Source organism: Ruegeria sp. AH3 (assembly GCF_056536265.1).
In genome coordinates, this window is sequence record NZ_JBQFJL010000003.1 from 231,225 (window position 1) to 249,706 (window position 18,482).

The following is an 18,482-nucleotide window of genomic DNA, read 5'->3' on the forward strand; positions in this document are numbered from 1 at the left end:
AGATCGATGGGATGAACTTCATCTGTTGCTCTGAACTCATAAGCGAGATGGGAATTCATAAGTACAGCCTGCTCGTCCGCGGTTATTTCGAGTTTTGCGCCAACAATGCGGTTGGCTGCATGTCTCCCCGATCGATCTTTGACATCAGAGAAATCAGATAAGCCCCTGGAGACTGTATGTTCTCAGCACGCTGAAAGATGTACCCGAGAACGATGAAGCGAATAGCTGGGCCAAACGTTGATTTCATTGCATACCAGGTTTGGCCAAGCCGTAGATACTCGGCGATATCATCCATAAGCCGATCACAGTGGTGCTGATCTTTTGCAAAGCGTAGCTCTGAGCATAGCCGTGGAAAACTGCGCTCCATTTGGTCTGGAGAAACTTGAATCTGATAAAGTTTTTCTTTCTTAACTTCCGGATTCAAAGAGTCCTCTTTGTGCCCCTCAATTTCATTGTCACTGTCCCTCAAATTTTCTGTATCTGTCTGTGTTACTTCTGAGATTTCCACAGAGATTTCTGCCAATAGCTCGCAGAGTACATTCGCATCTGGTTTGCGACGCAGAGCATTGCGGACGGTGGTCATCAAATCAGAGATCGCGGTGTCATTTGCTACGAGGTCCCTAAGGCGCGCCAGAGCGGCGGAAACCTTGTCGCGGAGTACAGTGAACTCGAGAACGCGATCAGCATGCCGCTGGGCTTCTTGGATGAACTCAGCGTGCCGTTCACACAAAGGCATTAAGGAGAGCCCAGTTGCAGTGACCACCCTGCCCTGTCGATCCCGGCGCGCCCATCTCTTGCCGTTTGCGCTCATTACGCGGCGGATAAGTCCAAGCTCAACCAGCGTCGAGATATGACGCTCAACTGTCTGCACGCTGACATGGGTTCGTTTGGCGATCGCCGCGTTGGAAGCGAAGCAGATGTGATGATCATCTTGGTCCGCAGTAATCTGATCACCGCCCACAAAAGAAATCATGGCTCTCAGGACATTGAGAGTTGTGGATTTCAACCCAAGAGGTTCTCTGGCCTCTTCAACGGCGCGAAGAAGTATCCATTTTTTGGGCGTACTACTCCCCTGCCCTGCCGTCCCCGACAAGTTTGCTCCATTTGGAGCCAATGCTGCTACTGTTTTCATGATTATCTATCGGCAGACAAAAATTACCCGTTCGCTCAAGAGCGTTTTTTCTTGTGTGGCGATTCGGGTGCTGCTAGATTCTAGGTGTCTAATCTAAGAATTGCGCTTTGCGCAGCAGCCCTCGAAGCTCCGGTTTCGGGGGTTTTGTTTGTTTGCCTTCCTCCTTTCTGCTCGTCCTCAGTTCTTTTTCTCGGCGTTTACAGCTGCAAACTCAGCGTGTGAGCGCTTGATGATTTCAGCCATGTTTTTGTCCAACCAGCTAGCGAAGTCAGCGTTAGCTCCGGTCCTTTTGACCGAAACAGTTAGTGATCCGTTGGTGGATTTGATTGTAACTCCTTCAATTGGGCTGACTTCGGCTGCACTTTCTCTTTGTCGTGCACCACGTTTGGCAGCTGCTTTTAGGAGCATTTCCAGCCGATCATCTGACGACATTGATGGCTCAATGGTTGCAAGCAGGTTTGCCGCTTCATCTCCCGCCAGCTTGCCTGCAACGAAGTGTTCTGCAAGCATGGTCCATTTTGGGCGGCCTGATTTTGGGGCTGCGCCGATCATGTCACCAATCTTTGCAGGAACATGTTGCGTAACTTTTGTCAGGTGAGACAGCCCTGATTTCGAAAGGTTCAATACTTGCCGCACCGTTGCAGAGTCATGCCCGGAAGTCAGGATCGCCTCGGCGAAACGTGCTTTCTCGTAGAAGGAAAGATTGCGCCTCGCAGCATTCTCAAGCCCCTTGGCGAGTAGCGCCGAGGCATCGTCGATATCCTGAACATTGGCGCGGACCTTAATGCCAAGTTCACGACAGGCTTTCAGCCGCCTCCTCCCATAGATTGCCTCGTATCGACCGTCGGATTTCGATTTTCTGACAAGAATGGGAACTTGTTGGCCGCCGTCTCGGATACTCGATATCAAGCTTTCAAAGCTATCGTCTTCTTCGTCAGTGTTTACAGCTGTAAACTCACCAAGCCTATCGGCTGGCCCCCAATCGTCGATCAGGGCAGGGTCAATTTCCCTGATTGCAGCCAGAGAGCCTTGAAGCGCACCAAGTGCAGGGGCATTGGGTTTTGGGGTTTTGTCGATGGCCTTGGGGCTAGAGCGCGCGATGGTGTTTGCGATCCCTGACATCTCCTGAAGCGATTTTCTAGCCATTAGCTGCGTCCCCACGCTTGATGGATCATTTGCTCTACCTCGGAGCCGATCGCATCCATTGAGTTCTTTGCCCGATCATAAGTTGCGCGTGTCATTTCCGACCGCACGACCTCGTAAATTGATTGTTTGAGCATTGTGGCGTCACTGATTGCAGTGCTTTTGAGGGCCGTAGCTGACATAACGCGATCCTGAAACAGTGCTCGCATGAACGAAGCCAGTTGTTGAGACGGCACGTCTGTCGGCTCGTCACGCGTTATCAGGAACTTGAAGTTATCGTATTCGAGCGTAGCGCCAGCATCTTCAATGACTGCCATGTAAGCACCAGCGAGTTCGAGGAATTGAGCCGTCGAAGACACGTCCAGCATCGAAGGTGTCAGTGGCACAAGCAATGAACTAGCGGCGGCCATCCCGGCTATTGTCAAGAATCCGAGTTGAGGTGGGCTATCAATCAGAACTAGGTCAAAATCGCCTTCTACCTGGGCCAAGGCATTCCGTATTCTCGTAAAGAACGGATGGTCCGGGTTGGAGTGAACGGCAGATTCTGTCTCAAACTCGGAAAGAACAAGCCGAGACGGTGCCACAGACAGACCGGGGAAGTATGTCGGAAGCACAACGTCCGCCATATCTACCGGATCTTCATACCGAATAGCATCGTAGATCGTCAGTCCGTCAAACTCAATTTCCGGGCTGATGCCGCACATGGATGTAAGCGAGCCTTGTGGATCCAGGTCAACGGCCAATACACGGTAACCGCGAAGCGCAAAATAATGGGCCAGGTGAATTGTTGTGGTGCTTTTGCTGCTGCCACCTTTGAAGTTCATCAACTGCCAGACTTGGAGTTTCTCTCCTTCAGTCCGACGAGGGATATAGCGCCCCTTTTTGCGAGAGGTTTTCTCAAGCGTTTCGCGAGCCTCCCAAAGCTCATGGGCGGTATAGTAGCGTCGACCGCTTCGCACGTCTTTTGGTTCAGGAATCGTTCCTTCTGCGTGGACCTTACGCATGAATTGACCTGAGACACCTAAGAGTTCGGCCGCTTCTGGGGCTGCAAAGTTGCGTAGTGATTTGGTGTTGTCAGGGGCAAATGCCGCAAGAAGATGTTCCCGGATGGCCGAGTTTAATCTCTCAGAAATTTCCGTGGCGAGAGCCGATGGTCGTTCTGCCGTAAGTGGTGTCACGGGAATCATGTAGTTGCCTCAAATTAAAGAATGTGGTCATTTTTGCGCCACTTGAGACAAACAGGCGTGATTCATTGTCCTAAGTCAAGGATTTTCGCTTATATTGTGGGTTCTACAAAGCTGTGAACTACATACGCTTTGCATCAAAGCAAAGTGGTTTACAGCTGTAAACCTCGTTGAAGCGGTTCCCGGGCTTTTATAGCTGATGAAGTTCTGCTGTGCAAAAAGTAGGCATACACACAAAACTCTTCCGAATGCTCCGCCTCGAGTTGAGCTTTTCATAACGAGCAGTTGGCACAAAAGAAGAAACGGCTTGCGCACCAAGACAAGAAATAGGGAAGGGCAGGGGGCCAATTGAGCTGATTGCGTATTTCCTCACCCCAACAGGTCCGTTGCCGGGTTTTCTGCGATATCGACGTCGTCATAGTACTTCTGCGCCTGGGCCATGGAGCGGTGTAGCGAGAGGCGCATGGCAGCTTGGATTGGTGCGCCGTCCAGTGCGGCTTGGGTTAGGAACCCAGAACGCAGACCGTGCGGCGAGGCGAAGTCCTCCGGCAACCCCGCCAACTGGAGGCGATGTTTGACGATCTGATAGATAGCGTCCGGCGAAAGCCGACGTTTCAGCACACGATCCGCTTTTGAGACTGGTCTGAACAGTGGCCCGTTCTTAATCTGTCCAACCTCCATCCAATGGACCAGCGCCTGGGCCGCGCGGCCTTTCAGCACCAGCCGCGGCGTTTCACCTTTGGTTGTCGTCTTGGTCTCCAGAAGTGAAATCCAAACCAGGCTTTTCTCGTCGAACTCCTTCAGCGAGACGTCTTCAAACATCAACCCGGTGATCTCCGAGCGCCGTCTACCACCAGAAGCCCAACCCAGCATCAAGATGGCGCGGTCGCGGCAATCCCGCCGGGACCCCCGACAGGTGGACAGCAACTGCTCGAGCACATCGCGGGTAATCGGGTGCTGCGATTTTGGGGCAGGGGGCCGGGCTGCAGCCCGGCGCGCCTTGGCACGGGCCTGCTTCACCTGCGGCGCCCCGAAAGGGCTGGTCAGGTTCTTCATTCGATGAAAGGCAAGCCAGGAGGCGATGCGCCGGTCCAGCGTCGAAGGGGCAGGGCAGGCGAGGGACTTGCGCAGCCCCTGAGCAATTAGCGCTTCTGCGGTTTCGCGCGCCACATCCGTTTCTGGTGCGTCATTCAGATCGCGGGCGTGATCGAGAATGAAGGCGAGGGCGGTGGCCTCAGATTCTGGCCAGTCCAGCGTCGCTGCGAACCGCGCGGACTTCCAGGCGGTGACATAAAGCAGATCCCGTTCATATGCCCGCAGCGTGTTTTCCGGTGTGCCGCGCATATAAAGATCAGTGAGCGCCTCTTGATCTGTGTCCGAGAGGGCAGGAGCGGCGGCGGGGAGGTACGGGGCAGGGGCTTCATGTACCCATTCTGTGTCAATTTGGGTCAGATTTCAAATAACATGATAAGGGATACTTATCGGATATAATTTGCCTCCGGAGATCTCCGAAAGGTAAAATGCAAAACTAACACTTTATGCGCACTGTGGGCGCACCGGCTCGAATACCTGGCACACTTGGATATATGCAGAACTCCGGCTACGCTGAATGAAAATTCAGAGGTACAGCGTGCGGCGATTCATCCTTCAGATAGCAGCGATCCTGATTTTCGCCGGGGAGCTTCATGCCGAGAAGCAGGATTACCTTGAGCTTGCCCGGCGCGGCTGGGGATACGAGCTTCGCGCCACGATGCTGGGTCGCGACATGGCCATTCCGGTACATATCAATGGGCGGGACCTTGCCGGAGCCTCGTTGTGCGTGGTCGGGGAACGGCCGCATCCGCAGACGCTGGCGGTACTGAACACCTTTCGGGACCTGCTGAAGCACAGCTATGGCCATCCCACGCCGATGCGTTATGCGGGGCGGTCCGCCAGCAATTGCGGCACCGGGCGGACTGTGGTTCTGCGCTTGTACTCGGGATATCCTCCGGAACGGGAACTGTCTTCGGATCTGGACTGGCTGAGCGAGACCCATCAACTTGGCCTGCCTGCCGGGCGCAGATATCTGGTGACATCTCCGGCGATGGCGCAAACCTTCTTTGGCCATCGCGGTCAGGGGACACATATCGTGGTCAGGCAACCGGCGCGCGGCCGCCCGACCTGTTGGAGACCGCGTTCCACAAGTCGATCCTGCTGGAAGAGCTTTTCCAGTCTTACACGTTCGGAATGGACATTCTGCTGAGCGACAGGACAGCCGGGTTTTTGTCGAAGCTGCAGGAAACGCCGGTGAACCTGCACCGGTTTCCATGGAACTCGCACGCTTTCATGCGGGCATTGCTGAATTCCAACCCCGGCGGGCTATGCGCCTTTGATGTGTTCATGCTGCACGCGGTAGCTCAGTCGCCGGTGGATCAGACCATAGATCCGGGGTTCATCGAATATATCGACGACGAATATGATCGCCTTTGGGCGCAAACCGACAAAACGTTGACGGACCCGCAGTTTGCGTCTCTGTTCGACGAGGGCTGCACCCGCGCCGTTCAGGTTTCCGGTAATACCATCGGGTGTATTTTGCGGGGCAGGGGACTCGGTTAGCCTGTATTTGGGTCCAGTACCATCGGAACCCAGGGGAGGTCATATGGACACACGGCCTGAAAACCCGCCGCGCGCGATTGCGGGGGTATCGGGGTATCTGTCGCAAGGGCTTGTCGGGCACGCGCATCTGGTCGAAAGCCTGCTAATTGCGCTGCTCGAAGGGGGCCACCTGTTGGTCGAGGGCGCACCCGGTCTGGCCAAGACCCGCGCTGTCAAATGGTTGGCGAACGCTGTCGAAGGCAGCTTTGCCCGCATACAATGCACACCCGACCTGATGCCATCCGACGTGACCGGGACGCCGGTCTATCAGCCGCAGGAGGGCCGGTTCGAATTTGTTCCCGGGCCGGTTTTTCACACTCTGGTGCTGGTCGATGAGATCAACCGGGCCCCGCCCAAGGTCCAGTCCGCTTTGCTGGAGTCGATGGCAGAACATCAGGTGACCGTCGGGAATGAAACCCACGCTTTGCCCGATCCGTTTCTGGTCATAGCCACCCAGAACCCGATCGAACATGATGGGACTTTTCCCTTGCCCGAGGCGCAGTTGGACAGGTTCCTGCTGCATGTGGTCCTGTCGCTTCCGGATGTGGAGACCGAGCGGCAGATACTTGATCTGGTCATCTCCGAAACGCAGGACGGCCCGCCCGGCGTGCAGCGCATGACGCTTGAGGAATTGCGGGCCGCACGGGCCGAGGCGCGCGCGGTGCACGTGGCCCCGGAATTGCGCGACTACATCGTGCGCCTTGTATCCGCAACACGCCAGGGGCCACTGGCCGAACACATAGAACATGCGGTCTCGCCGCGCGGCTCGCTGGCGCTGGCGTCGGCGGCACGGGCGCGCGCCTATCTGCGCGGCCGTGACTTTGCCTTGCCCGAGGACGTGACGGCAGTGGCCCCTGACGCGCTGGCCCATCGGATGGTTCTGACCTGGCGCGCGGTTGCGGATGGTCGCAAGCCGCGCGGATTGGTTGCGGATATTCTGAACACGGTCGAACCGTTGTGACCGCCGTTCTGTCTCATGCCGGTGTGACTTTGACCTCGGACGCATTGATCGCATTGCGGCGCGTGGCTTTGACGACCCAGGCCGATCCGCCTGTGGTTGCCTTGCCCGGAGGGTTCCTGACGCGAAAGCGCGGGCAGGGCGTTGAGGTGGCAGATGCGCGGGAATACGTGGCCGGTGACGACATCCGCCATCTGGACCGGGGCACAACCGCGCGCACCGGGCGGCTGCATGTGCGCCAGTTTCAGGAAGAACGCGACCGGGTCTCACTGCTGGTGGCCGATTTTCGGGCGCCGATGTTCTGGGGGTTACGGCGGGCCTTTCTATCTGTTGCCGCCGCCGAGGCGCTGGTTCTGATCGGCTGGCACCTGATTGAAAGCGGCGGGCGCGTTGGTCTGTTGGCCATTACGGCCGGGGCGCCGGTCATCATTCCGCCGCGCGGCAGAACGCGCGGCATGCTGGATGTGATCGGCGGACTGGTGCAGGCCCATGGGCGCAGCCTGACAGCGCTACAAAGCGCTCGGGATGACGCGCGATCACTGGAACAGGCGCTGGAAGGTGTGGAACGCCTGACCCGATCCGGGTCAGAGGTCATTATCGCCTCGGGCTTTGATACGCCGGATGCCGCTTTGGCGGATCGGCTGGACCGGATCGCCCATCGGCGCAGCCTGCGGCTTATTCTGATCACCGAAAGCAAGACCCATGACATGCCGCGCGGCTGGTATCCCATGCGCCTGCCCGACGGGCGACAGAAACGCGTCTATCTGACCGGAACCGAAACCGGGGGTGATCTGCTGTATCAGAACATCGGCACCCATCAGGCGCTTGTTCTGAACGCAAGCGATCCGGTGGAAGAGACCGGTCAACGCATTGCGATTGCGTTTTCGGAAAGGATTGCCGCATGAGCGAAACGGTGATGTCCGACAGCACAATGCTGGCCAGCCTGCGGGACATACGTTTGCCTGCGGAAGCCGCAGGTGGCGTTTGGGCGGACTATGCGGTGGTCATGGGCCTGTCGGCCCTTACTGCCATCTGCGTCGTATTTGTGTTGCGGGTGTTAAGCACCCGGCGGCCCGCGACCCGGGTGGGCCGCGAGGTTGAAGACGTCACAGGCTGGTCGGAAGACCGGCTCAGGGTGGCGCTGCTGCACCAGCTTCGCGAGCAGAACCCCCAACGATATTCGGAACTCTCAGAGGGTCTCTATCGCCCGGACGGCGGGCCAAGTCTAGCAACCTTGAAGGATGAGGTGGCGCGCTGTGTTTGAGCTTGCCGATCCTTGGGTGTTGCTTCTACTGCCTGCCCCGTTGCTGATCGCGCGTGTTCTCAACTCGCGGCCCATGCTGGATCGCGGCTTCCCGGTTCCCGAACGTATCGGCGCGATGCTTGATGCTGCAAACGCAGGCGATGATCCCGGCAGGCACAGGTTCGCAGATCAGGCGGTATTGTGGGCCATCTGGGTCCTGCTGGTTTTTGGGCTATCCGGCCCGCGTGAACTGACACCGGTGAGCGCGCTGAAAGTCTCGGGCCGTGATCTTGCGATTGTTCTGGATCTGTCCGGATCAATGGTGCGGGACGATTTTTTGGATGACCGTCAGATCACACGGCTTGAGGCGGTCACGACTGTGGGTGCCGATTTCGCCAGACGTCGGGCAGGGGACCGGGTCGCGCTGATTGTCTTTGGGTCCGAGGCGTATTTCGCCACCCCGTTCACCTTCGATACCGAAGCTGTGGCCAACCGGATCGAAGCAGCCAGCATTGGCATTTCGGGGCGGGCGACGAACATCTCGGACGGTCTTGGACTGGCGTTGAAACGGCTGGCAGACAGTCAGGCGGCATCTCGGGTCGTCATTCTGCTGTCGGACGGCGTGAACAATGCCGGTGCCACCAATCCGCGCGGTGTCGCGGAACTGGCCGCCGGGATGGGGGTGCGTGTCCACACCATTGCCTTGGGGCCGAAAGATCTGGAAAGCGCTGCAGTAGGTGAGCGGGGCGTTGTCGACGCGGCAACCTTGCGCGCCATTGCGCAGGTGTCGGGCGGAGAAAGCTTTCGCGTCAAAACCACCGATGATCTGATTGAGGTCACACAGGCGCTGGATCGACTGGAAGCCACCGACAGCGCGGGCCTGACCGCCGAGGTCTATCGAGACTACTGGACCTGGCCCGCCGCGCTGGCCGCAGCCTTGGCGCTTTTGGCAGCGTGGAGGCAGTCGGGATGACGGAAACGGATTTCAGTCTGCTCAGACCATATTGGATGCTCGCTGTTCCGGTTGTCGCGGGCCTGGCCTGGTGGGTGCTGTCAAGCGCCCGTGGATTTGGCACGTGGGACAAGGTCGCTGACGCCGCGTTGATGCAGGCGATGGCGGTTATTGGCCGGATCGAAGGGGCGTCCATGCCCCTGACGCGGATGGCGCAGCTTTCGGTTGCCGGGCTCTGCGTGATTGCCCTGACCAGCCCGGCGGTCGAACGGCGCGGCGCCGAGACCTATCGAAACCTGGACGGGGTTTTGTTTCTGGTCGATGCGTCGGCAAGTGTGTCAGGCAACGCCGGCTGGCCGCAAATGCTGACCATGGGGCGATTTGGCGTCAGTGCGCTGGAGTCACGGCCCGGCGGGATCATCGTTTTTGCCGGCGACGCCTATGTCGCGACCGACATGACAACCGATCACCGGCAATTGGGCCAGACCTTTTCTCTGATTGATGCCGATACCGTGCCGGACAAAGGCTCGCGTCCCGAACGCGCGCTGGCATTGGCTGCGCAACGGATGGATGAGGCCGGTATTCTGGCCGGTGATGTGGTTCTGTTCACCGATGGCGAAGGTCTGGGGTTGGCTTCGCTGCAGGCCGCCGCAGCGCTGGCTGATCGCGGTGTCAGAGTGTCCGTGGTTTCGCTAGAGGAGCCCTCTGCGCAGATTCAGACCCATGCCAGCGTCGGCAGCGGCGCGGTTTTCACATTGGATCAGACCGATGATCTGGGGGGGTGGTTGTCGGAAGACGCTGCGACACGGCTCGAGAAGTCGGATTTCCCCGTGCTCTTCTGGCACGATCTGGGGCGGTATCTGCTGTTCCTCGCGCTGTTCCCGATGCTGCTGCTGTTCTGGAGGGAACGGGCATGAAGTGGCTCGCGGTCTTCAGTGCGGCCCTTATTGCCTTTGCGATTGCACTGGGTGGCGCGGCCCCGTTTGGCCGGGTCGCCTTGGCGCTTGGGATGAATACGGTTGCCGCCCGGCTGTTTGAAGACCCGGATTGGCAGGGTGTGGCCTTGTACCGGGCGGGCGAATTCGATGCGGCGGCGCAGGCCTTTGAGGATGCGGGGTCGTTGTATAACCTCGGGAATGCTCAGGTTCATGGCGGTCGCATTGCCGCCGCGCTGGAGGCTTATGATCAGGCGATTGTGACGGGCGATGCGGATGCGCAGGCCAATTTCGATGTTGTCGCCGCCTTTTATGCAGGTCTGCAGATCGACCCCGAAGCGCTTGGCCTGTTTCCCGAGCGAAAAACCGGGCCTCAGGCGGACAGCTTCATAGCGCGCGGTGATGCGCGTGCGGCAGGCACCGGCAGCGAGGTCACCAATTCCAACACGATGCTCGGGCTGGCGGAACTGGACAGTCGCGGGCGACTTGGGGTGCGGCGTATCTTTGACGACAAGTTCATGGTGGCGGATGAACGGTGGCTCAACCAATTGTCCGACGTCCCGGGGGAATTTATGGCCGCCCGGATCGCGCAGGAACACAAACGCCGCGGAAAACTGGGGCTTTCACCGCCGGAACCGGAGGACCCGCAATGAAGTGGTTGGTTCTTGTCTGGCTGTTTTTCCCTTTTCCGGCCCTGGCGCAATCGAAAACCGTGTTGCCATCGGAACTGTCGATTGAGGTGACGGTCGAGGACAGCAGCGTTGTGCCGTTCACACGCGAAATGATCCTGATTACCATTCGTGGAGTGTATCGGCGTCATATTACGCGGGAAAAGCTGATACAGCCGGATTTCGATGGTTTCAGCTGGGCGCAGCTTGGACCGGATCACTGGACCGAGGAACGGATCAACGGGCGAAACTTCAAGGTTTTCACCCGGCGCATGGCGGTCTACCCGGTCAGGTCCGGTGAACTGACCATTGGCCGGTTCACCCATAGTCTGACGCTGACGGATGAAAGTGACGACTGGTTCGAACATGACATCCAGTCCGAACCGCTGACCATCGAGGTCGCCGAAGCGCCGGTCGTGGCGGACTGGTGGTTTCCTGTGCGTAACCTGCAAATCTCGGACCAATGGTCGAACGCACCGGATCAGCTGTCGCCGGGTGAGGGCGTTCTGCGTGTGATCCGGATTGAGGCGCTGGGGGCGACGCCCGAGATGGTCCCCCCTATGCCCGACCTGCGCTCGCCTTCCGCCATGATCTTTGCCCATCCGGAAAAACGGCTGGTGGAACTGACACCGGAAGGTCCGGTGACCTATGCCTTCTGGCGCTGGACCATTCGGCCCGGCAACGACACGTCGGGCATCGTGGAACCCCTGCAACTCAGTTACTTTGACACCGTCGCGCGCAAGGCGCGCGAAGTCACAATCTCGGCGCAGCGTGTGGCCTATGGTGTCGTCGCAAACAGTGGAAACGCGGAGGCACCCCCTCCTGCTCCCACCGCCGCCCGGTTGCCAGGTTGGCCGGCGCTTGTTCTGGCTTTAATCGTGTTCGCAGCCGCTGTGGGGGTGGGCATGTCTGGTCACAAGCTGACCGGTTTACAGGCGTTGCAGCGCTTTGCGGCCTTTGATCCTCTGGCGCGGGATCTCAGGGCCTGTGCCAGAAACGGAAGTGCCCATGGTGTGCGTCAGGCTGCGGCTTCAATCCTGCGACGCGATGGGCCGTCACCGGCGCGGGTTGCGCAGTTGCAGGACTTTGACCATTGCTGTTTTGATCCAAAATCTCCTGCGCCCGATTTGCAGGGGTTTGCCGGGAAGTTCCTGCGCAATTGACTGTGATGAACAGCAAGGTTCTGTTTATTGGTGCATTTTTTCCAGTATCATTCTGAAACAGTTGAACTGATCCGGATTTGCTGTACCTTTCCCAGCGGAGGAGAGATAATGCATACGGTGGGGTACCCCAAAGCGGTGGACGGTGTCCAACGTTTTAATTGTGGATGATCATCCGCTTTTAGTGATGCGCTGGCTGCAGCATTGCAGCTGAGTTTCGACGACTGCAGTATCAAAAAAGCAAGCACGCTGAAACAGACGTTCGAGGTGCTCGGCGGCGGCTTCAAAGCCGACCTGATCATGTTCGACCTGAAGCTGCCGGATGTGACTGGAATTTCGGGGTTCCAGCAGTTGCGCGCCCGGTGGCCCTCGGCTCCGGTTCTGGTGATCTCGGCGCTTGCGTCGGGCGAACTTGTCCGGTCTCTGCTGGACTATGGAGCCATGGGGTTTCTGCCCAAAGACACCTCGGCGCAGACGCTGAAATTCGCCATTCAGGAAGTTGCCGCAGGTCGCAGATACATTCCGGCAGAGTACAACCTTGCGGAAGAACCGAAATCGCCGGAAAGCTCGGTGTATCAGTCAAGCCCCGAACTTTCGACGCTGACGCCGCAACAGGTGCGCATTCTCAAGCTCATCTGCGTTGGCAAATCGAACAAGCAGATCGCATATGAACTGTCGCTGGCCGAAGCCACCGTCAAGGCGCATATCACGGCATTGCTGCGCCGTCTGGGTGTCCGTAACCGCACGCAGGCCGCTGTTCTGGTCGACTCTGTCATGGCCCGGCAAACACGGCATCAGCCGGAGGTAAAATCGTTTCTGCAATACTGAGGATCTCAAATGCGGGACATGAAGCTGGGACCAAACTTCATCGCGATTGGCCGGTCGCTTGCCTCGGATCCACATGCCGCCGTTGAAGAGGCATGTGCGGAAATCGACAGCCAGAAATCCTGCTTTGTGCTGGCTTTTATTCCAAACGGGTTGGACCCGTTCGAGGTGTCGCGCAGCCTGAACCGAAAACTGTCCGGCGTGCCGGTTTTTGGGTGCACCACCGCCGGGCAGATAACCGAGCTTGGGTATGAATCCAACGCCCTGCTTCTGCTGTCCTTTCCAAAATCGAACTTCCGCTGCTCGTCCATTCTGTTCGAAGAACTCAGACCGCTGAACTCCACGGAAATCGCCGCTGTTGCGCAACGCCAGGCCGAGCGTTTCCGGCACACTGCAGGCTGGAACAGGCTGGCGCTGGTGTTTTCAGACGGGCTGTCAAAACAGGAGGACCTGCTGGTCTCGACGCTTGAGGCCGTTATGGATGGCCTGCCGATTTTTGGCGGATCGGCGGGCGACGGTCTGCAATATGAAGAAACGTTTGTTCTGCACAGCGGCAGGGCTTACAGCAATGCCGCTGTCCTGCTGCTGATTGAAACCAACCTTAGTTTCCAGGGCATTGGGTTTGATCACTTTCTGCCTATAGGGTCTGAGATTATCATAACCGATGCCGACCCGGACGAACGCGTGGTTTATGAAATAAACGGCGCACCTGCGGCGCAGGAATATGCTCGGCTGGTCGGGTGTGCGGCGTCGAATCTGTCACCGCTGGTTTTCGCCGAAAACCCGCTCTTGCTGCGGCAGGACCTGAACTATTATGTCCGCGCCATACGCGAGGCGACGGATGCGCAGGCCCTGTCATTTCTGGCGGCCATTGACGATGGCCTTATCATGACACTGGGACGCGGCAAAGAGATCATCAAGACGCTGGAAGCTGGGTTGGACATTCGCGACAACGCGGGAAACGCACCGGATTTCATCCTTGGGTTCGATTGCGTCCTGCGCAAACTGGAAATCGAACAAAAACAACTGGGCAAACAGGTCTCGGACGTGTTGCAAACCCGTCGGGTGGTTGGATTCAACACCTATGGGGAGCAACAGTCCGGTGTACATATGAACCAAACCTTCGTGGGTGTGGCCTTTTTCAAACCCGAGAAACGTGAACTGAGCTGACCATGCTGAACCCCGACGATCCGCTGGAACTTCAGGTCGTCAAGCAGGCGAAAATCATCGATGCGCTGATGCGCCGCGCCAATCGCCAGAAGGATGTGGGCCCATCTGCATTCCGCGCCTTTCAGTCCGCGATCGAGCTTCAGCAACGTGTGGTCGAGCAAAGCCGGGATCTGGAACGCGCAACCACCGAACTGGAAAGCGCCCGGTACGAGCGTGAACAGACGCGAAAAACGCTGGTCAAAGCCCTGTCTTCGATGGAAGAAGGGTTTGCCCTGTTCACCGATGGTGAGTTGAACCTGTGTAACGAGCTGTTTCAGGCCGTGTTTCTGGATGTGTCCGAACTTGTCAGACCGGGACTTCGCCTAAGGCGGTTCTTTTCGCTGGTGAAGGACAGCGAGCAGTTTGTTTCCTCGGACCGGGGCGTGTCGAACATGATGGATACGCTGGAGCGAAATTCTCATTCCGGCATGGTATCCAGTGAGGTGATCGAACTGCGTGGGGACCGCTGGTACAAGCTGAGCGCGCAATATACCTCACCCGAGAATGTGGTCATTCTGCTGACCGATATCACGTCGGTTGTGCGCCGAAATCGCGACGAAAAAGAAACCCTCATCGACCGGCAGGAGGATTATCTTCAGGCGGTTTTTCAGAACATGAGTTCGGGCGTGTGCACATTTTCGGCCAACGGCGACATCATGATGCACAACGCGCGGTTTCGGGACCTTCTGAATGTGCCAAGCTCGCTGCTGCAGGGCAATGTGCCGGTGCAGACACTTTTGGATTTGTTGCGCGCGCGCGGGCTGATCAGAGCCGATGATCAACTGAAGATCGCAAGGTGGCAGCTTGAGCTGAACAGCCGGGGCTGGCTGCGCAAACGCGTGCGCGACGGGGCGGACCGGGTTCTGGACATTCAGGCCAACCAGTTGCCGGATGGCGGGTTCCTGGTTGAACTCAAGGACGTGACGCTTGAGGCGCGCGCCACAGAGATGCTGGAAAACCGCGTCATGGAACGCACCGCCGAACTGACCCGCGCCAATGAAAAACTAACCCGCGAATATGAAGAAAAGGCCAATGTAGAAGAGGCGCTGCGGATCGCCAAAGAACGCGCCGAGGCTGCGGTGTCGTCCAAGACCCGTTTTCTGGCGGCCGCCAGCCATGACCTTCTGCAGCCAATCAATGCCGCCAAGCTGATGATTTCGACCCTGACCGAAATTTCACGCAACACCGAGCTTTACGAGATGGTCGAGCGTCTGGACGGTGCCTTTGGATCAGCCGAGCAGCTGCTGCATTCGCTGCTCGATATCTCGCGGCTTGAAACGGCCGATCCGGACACGGTGTCGCCAACCAACGTCAGTCTGGCGTCGGTCATTGCCGGTATTCAGGGCGATCAGTCGCTGGTGGCCGAGAACAAGAACATCCGGCTGGACGTGGTGACTTGTTCGGGCTTTGTGTATTCCGACCCGGTCTATCTGTTGCGGTCGATCCAGAATCTGGTCGTAAATGCCATTCAGTACACCGAACCTGGCGGCAGGGTTTTGGTGGGGTGCCGCAACCGCGGTGACAAAATCGTGCTGCAGGTGTGGACACCGGGATAGGCATCGCGCGAAAGGATCAGGCGCGCGTGTTCGAGGAATTCGCCCGGGCGGACAACGTGCCTTTGGGCTCGGGCATGGGTCTGGGTCTGTCCGTGGTCGACCGGGCCTGCCGCCTGTTGGGGCACAAATTATCCCTGCGGTCCAAGCCGGGCGTCGGTTCGGTGTTCAGCATCGAAATGGACCGGGTCGAGGCGGAGCGCGGTGCAAGCGAGCCCCTTGATTTGCTGCCAAACTCCGGGGACGTGCCGCTGGATTACATCGCGCTTGTCATCGAGAATGATCGCGATGTTCTTTTTGGCACAACCCAGTGGCTGGAACAGAATGGTGCCAGCGTCCTGCCCGCCGGATCTCCGCAAGAAGCCATTCAGTTTGTCACCGATATCGGGATGCCGCCCGACATCATACTGGCGGATTATCAGCTTGATGACGGCGAAACCGGCGTGGACGCGATCCGTCAGATCCGCGAAATGAGCCAAACGCGCGTTCCCGCCATTCTGATCACCGCAGATCGCAGCGAAGCCGTGCGCAAAGCCGGTCTGCGGCATGAGATCTCGGTGATGACGAAACCGGTGAAACTGTCGCGATTGCGGCCATTGATTATATGGAAAATCCAGCGCAGCGCGGTGACCCAGGCGCTGGACACCGACAAAAGTCGGCAATGACACGACAGCTGAAGGCCATACTCTCAACTGTGGGAGGAGATTGACTCATGAGGATGATTTTATTCGGGCTGGCGATGGTCGGCCTAAGTTTCAATCCGGCCCATGCGGCACCTGTTGAGGCGGAGCAGGCCTATGATCTTCTGTTTCAGGGGGGTGTTCTGGATACGATCGGCCGGGACAAAGAGCTTGTTTACCAGCGCACTGTGACAAACCGGCTGAAACCCGAAGCCGCCGAGCGCGATACCGGGGACATCGCGCTTAGTTTCACCGAGGACGGAACAGAGATGGCTCAGCTGGAGTTCCGTCAGGACGAAAGCACCGTGCGATGGGGGTTTTCCGGCCAGTGTCGGCAACCCAATGATCATGGTGTTCTATGAAAGCACCATCCGGGACATGGCGGAATCCGCCGGTGGCAGCCCGTTCTACATTCGCAACCGGGTCAAGGACGCCTTGGTGCAACCGGCCGAAATGGTTGAAGGCGAGGCTGTTGTCGACGGCAAAACCGTGCCCGTCCAGACCATTCGAATGCGCCCCTTTGCACAGGACCCGAACAGGGATCGGATGCAAGGGTTTGGGGATCTGGTCCTTAGCGTCACTGTTTCGGAGGAAGTGCCGGGGTGGTATCTGCGACTTGTAGCCGAGACCGAACCCGCAGACGGCAGCAACACGGTTTACCGGTCGGAAATGCAGTTCGAAGGGGTGCAGGAGGGGCGGCAATGATCACAACAGTGCGGCCAGCAGCTTTTGCCGCTGCGCTCTGCGCCGCGATCCCATCCGTATCCGGGGCGCAAAGCGTTGCGGAGCGGTTGAACGACTATCCCACCGCTGCGCGGGCCGATTATGTGTTCGCCTGTATGGTCACGAATGGTCAGTCCCGCGAAATGCTGGACCGGTGTTCGTGTTCGATTGATCTGATTGCGTCGATTTTGCCCTATGAGAGATACGAACAGGCCGAAACGGTCCTGTCGATGCGCCGGGTTGGCGGCGAGCGCATGGCGTTTTTCAAAAGCGCGGTTATGGCAGAAACGATGGTGGCCGACCTGCGCCGGGCACAGGCTGAAGCCGAAGTGGTCTGTTTCTGAACCCGGCCCGCCCGCTGATTAACTAGACGTAGATTTCGGCAGGTCGGCTTGGAAACTGTTGCCTTCAGTATCGGTTGCCTTGACCGTCAGCGTGGTTGTTCCGTTGTCGTTATACGCAAAGCGGAAGGCCGGGTTTTCCGAAATGGAAATGCCGCCTTCCATGGTGAACAGCAACTCGTCGCCCTGCCAGACCTCCAGATGATCAATGAAATGCGCCGGGATAAACAGCTGGGTGATCTGATCGCGTTGCAGACCGGAATAGTTCGGATGCCGGATCATGATCTGGGCTTCGCGGCGCGGGGTCGAGATTTGGGCCTGTTCCCCAAAGCTGCGCAGCTTCATCTTGCCCATCGACGCCAGCGCCACCTCGGGGTCGCGGCTGGCCGGAGCGGAACATCCACCAGATGCTTTTACAAAGCGGCCCGACATATGCAGACCCTCTTGCGTCTCGGCAATCACGCGGATGTTCGAATACTGGTCAACGCGCACCCGCATTTCGAAATCCAGCTCCCCCATGGCCGGGGAAAAGGTGAAAACTCCGGCAATCGGGGCTGGGTTTTCATCAATCACGACGGTCGCGGATTTGATTTGCGCGTTTGGATCGAGCTGTTTCAACAGGATTGGAACCGTGGCCGCATCATGGGCGCGGTAGGGCGCGTTCACGGACAGAAACGTGTCGGCACTGCCAAGCTCGGCATCACCGACAACATCGTAGCGCAAATCCTGCCAGGTCTCGCTTTGGACCAGCGGATTCTTGGCGGATTGTTCGGCCCAAACAGGCAGCGACAGTGCAAGCGAAAGGACCATTGATGGTCCGATAAGTCTGGCCATGTTGTCTCCTCCGGCAACCGGTGTCGCAAATTATGCCATAAAACCCCAATAAAATATACGCCGACAAAAGGCTGTGTGGCTTCCACGGCGAGTTGTGCGAAAGTTCCGGGCGGAGGATTGCAATGTTTGAAGCTGTTTTCATTTTGTGTCTGGAAGCGTCAGACGGGCTGTGCCGAAATCAGCTTCTGCCGGGATACGAAGCCTCATCTCAGGAGGCGTGCGAGCAAATGCTGGCCGCGGACCCTCCATTTGACGATCCCGAACAGAATGCGGACGCCTTTGCCAACCCGTTGGCATTTCGCTGGAAT

The 18,482-nt window shown here is 58.0% G+C and carries 21 protein-coding genes and 1 pseudogene; 17 read left to right on the top strand and 5 right to left on the bottom strand.

Going from position 1 to position 18,482, the window contains the following annotated elements; all coding sequences use genetic code 11:
- Positions 1 to 82: 82 nt before the first annotated feature.
- From ACR3EM_RS22500 to ACR3EM_RS22515, 4 genes are all read right to left on the bottom strand, one after another.
- Positions 83 to 1,132, bottom strand: a complete 1,050-nt coding sequence (locus ACR3EM_RS22500) for a helix-turn-helix domain-containing protein (protein WP_170724938.1) — start codon at positions 1,130 to 1,132, stop codon at positions 83 to 85.
- 177 nt (positions 1,133 to 1,309) lie between these two features.
- Positions 1,310 to 2,278: a plasmid partitioning protein RepB gene (gene repB / locus ACR3EM_RS22505; RefSeq protein ID WP_480472956.1), complete on the bottom strand. Its 969-nt coding sequence runs from the start codon at positions 2,276 to 2,278 to the stop codon at positions 1,310 to 1,312.
- Positions 2,278 to 3,462, bottom strand: a complete 1,185-nt coding sequence (repA, locus tag ACR3EM_RS22510; protein WP_170724940.1) for a plasmid partitioning protein RepA — start codon at positions 3,460 to 3,462, stop codon at positions 2,278 to 2,280. The genes repB and repA overlap by 1 nt, the downstream gene beginning before the upstream one ends.
- 366 nt (positions 3,463 to 3,828) lie before the next feature.
- The gene (locus ACR3EM_RS22515) at positions 3,829 to 4,803 is read right to left on the bottom strand and encodes a tyrosine-type recombinase/integrase (protein WP_480473312.1); all 975 of its coding nucleotides are present in this window, start codon (positions 4,801 to 4,803) and stop codon (positions 3,829 to 3,831) included.
- A 286-nt stretch (positions 4,804 to 5,089) separates the two neighbouring features.
- Here ACR3EM_RS22515 and ACR3EM_RS22520 point away from each other — a divergent pair, with 286 nt between their 5' ends.
- From ACR3EM_RS22520 to ACR3EM_RS22595, 16 genes are all read left to right on the top strand, one after another.
- On the top strand, positions 5,090 to 5,701 hold the full coding sequence (locus ACR3EM_RS22520) for a hypothetical protein (protein ID WP_480473314.1): 612 nt from the start codon (positions 5,090 to 5,092) through the stop codon (positions 5,699 to 5,701).
- Positions 5,686 to 6,054, top strand: coding sequence for a hypothetical protein (locus ACR3EM_RS22525; protein WP_480473316.1), 369 nt, complete (start codon positions 5,686 to 5,688; stop codon positions 6,052 to 6,054). Before ACR3EM_RS22520 ends, ACR3EM_RS22525 begins: the two co-directional genes overlap by 16 nt.
- 43 nt (positions 6,055 to 6,097) lie before the next feature.
- Positions 6,098 to 7,054 (top strand): AAA family ATPase, encoded by a 957-nt coding sequence (locus ACR3EM_RS22530; RefSeq protein WP_480472963.1) that lies wholly within the window; start codon positions 6,098 to 6,100, stop codon positions 7,052 to 7,054.
- Positions 7,051 to 7,956, top strand: coding sequence for a DUF58 domain-containing protein (locus ACR3EM_RS22535; protein WP_480472965.1), 906 nt, complete (start codon positions 7,051 to 7,053; stop codon positions 7,954 to 7,956). The genes ACR3EM_RS22530 and ACR3EM_RS22535 overlap by 4 nt, the downstream gene beginning before the upstream one ends.
- The gene (locus tag ACR3EM_RS22540; protein ID WP_480472967.1) at positions 7,953 to 8,315 is read left to right on the top strand and encodes a hypothetical protein; all 363 of its coding nucleotides are present in this window, start codon (positions 7,953 to 7,955) and stop codon (positions 8,313 to 8,315) included. The genes ACR3EM_RS22535 and ACR3EM_RS22540 overlap by 4 nt, the downstream gene beginning before the upstream one ends.
- Complete coding sequence (locus ACR3EM_RS22545) at positions 8,308 to 9,267, top strand: VWA domain-containing protein (protein WP_480473318.1); 960 nt, start codon at positions 8,308 to 8,310, stop codon at positions 9,265 to 9,267. Before ACR3EM_RS22540 ends, ACR3EM_RS22545 begins: the two co-directional genes overlap by 8 nt.
- The gene (locus ACR3EM_RS22550; RefSeq protein WP_480472971.1) at positions 9,264 to 10,163 is read left to right on the top strand and encodes a VWA domain-containing protein; all 900 of its coding nucleotides are present in this window, start codon (positions 9,264 to 9,266) and stop codon (positions 10,161 to 10,163) included. The genes ACR3EM_RS22545 and ACR3EM_RS22550 overlap by 4 nt, the downstream gene beginning before the upstream one ends.
- Complete coding sequence (locus ACR3EM_RS22555; RefSeq protein WP_480472973.1) at positions 10,160 to 10,834, top strand: hypothetical protein; 675 nt, start codon at positions 10,160 to 10,162, stop codon at positions 10,832 to 10,834. Before ACR3EM_RS22550 ends, ACR3EM_RS22555 begins: the two co-directional genes overlap by 4 nt.
- The gene (locus tag ACR3EM_RS22560; protein WP_480473320.1) at positions 10,831 to 12,012 is read left to right on the top strand and encodes a hypothetical protein; all 1,182 of its coding nucleotides are present in this window, start codon (positions 10,831 to 10,833) and stop codon (positions 12,010 to 12,012) included. Before ACR3EM_RS22555 ends, ACR3EM_RS22560 begins: the two co-directional genes overlap by 4 nt.
- 201 nt (positions 12,013 to 12,213) lie before the next feature.
- Positions 12,214 to 12,837: a LuxR C-terminal-related transcriptional regulator gene (locus ACR3EM_RS22565; protein WP_480473322.1), complete on the top strand. Its 624-nt coding sequence runs from the start codon at positions 12,214 to 12,216 to the stop codon at positions 12,835 to 12,837.
- Positions 12,838 to 12,855: 18 nt separating this feature from the next.
- Positions 12,856 to 14,004 (top strand): FIST N-terminal domain-containing protein, encoded by a 1,149-nt coding sequence (locus ACR3EM_RS22570; protein ID WP_480473324.1) that lies wholly within the window; start codon positions 12,856 to 12,858, stop codon positions 14,002 to 14,004.
- Between the two features lie 2 nt (positions 14,005 to 14,006).
- Positions 14,007 to 15,599: a sensor histidine kinase gene (locus ACR3EM_RS22575; RefSeq protein ID WP_480473326.1), complete on the top strand. Its 1,593-nt coding sequence runs from the start codon at positions 14,007 to 14,009 to the stop codon at positions 15,597 to 15,599.
- Positions 15,584 to 16,261, top strand: a complete 678-nt coding sequence (locus tag ACR3EM_RS22580) for an ATP-binding response regulator (RefSeq protein ID WP_480473328.1) — start codon at positions 15,584 to 15,586, stop codon at positions 16,259 to 16,261. Before ACR3EM_RS22575 ends, ACR3EM_RS22580 begins: the two co-directional genes overlap by 16 nt.
- 47 nt (positions 16,262 to 16,308) lie before the next feature.
- Entirely contained in the window at positions 16,309 to 16,638 is a 330-nt protein-coding gene (locus ACR3EM_RS22585; RefSeq protein WP_480473330.1) for a hypothetical protein, read from the top strand.
- Complete coding sequence (locus tag ACR3EM_RS22590) at positions 16,625 to 16,981, top strand: hypothetical protein (protein ID WP_480473332.1); 357 nt, start codon at positions 16,625 to 16,627, stop codon at positions 16,979 to 16,981. Before ACR3EM_RS22585 ends, ACR3EM_RS22590 begins: the two co-directional genes overlap by 14 nt.
- A complete protein-coding gene (locus ACR3EM_RS22595; RefSeq protein ID WP_480472987.1) occupies positions 16,978 to 17,343 on the top strand; it encodes a hypothetical protein in 366 nt (121 codons plus the stop codon). The genes ACR3EM_RS22590 and ACR3EM_RS22595 overlap by 4 nt, the downstream gene beginning before the upstream one ends.
- Positions 17,344 to 17,361: 18 nt before the next feature.
- Here ACR3EM_RS22595 and ACR3EM_RS22600 read toward each other — a convergent pair whose 3' ends face one another.
- Positions 17,362 to 18,174, bottom strand: a complete 813-nt coding sequence (locus tag ACR3EM_RS22600) for a quinoprotein dehydrogenase-associated SoxYZ-like carrier (protein ID WP_480472989.1) — start codon at positions 18,172 to 18,174, stop codon at positions 17,362 to 17,364.
- Positions 18,175 to 18,296: 122 nt separating this feature from the next.
- On the opposite strand from ACR3EM_RS22600, the pseudogene ACR3EM_RS22605 reads away from it, so the two are divergent.
- Positions 18,297 to 18,482 (top strand): annotated as a pseudogene (locus ACR3EM_RS22605) (hypothetical protein); the annotation flags it as partial.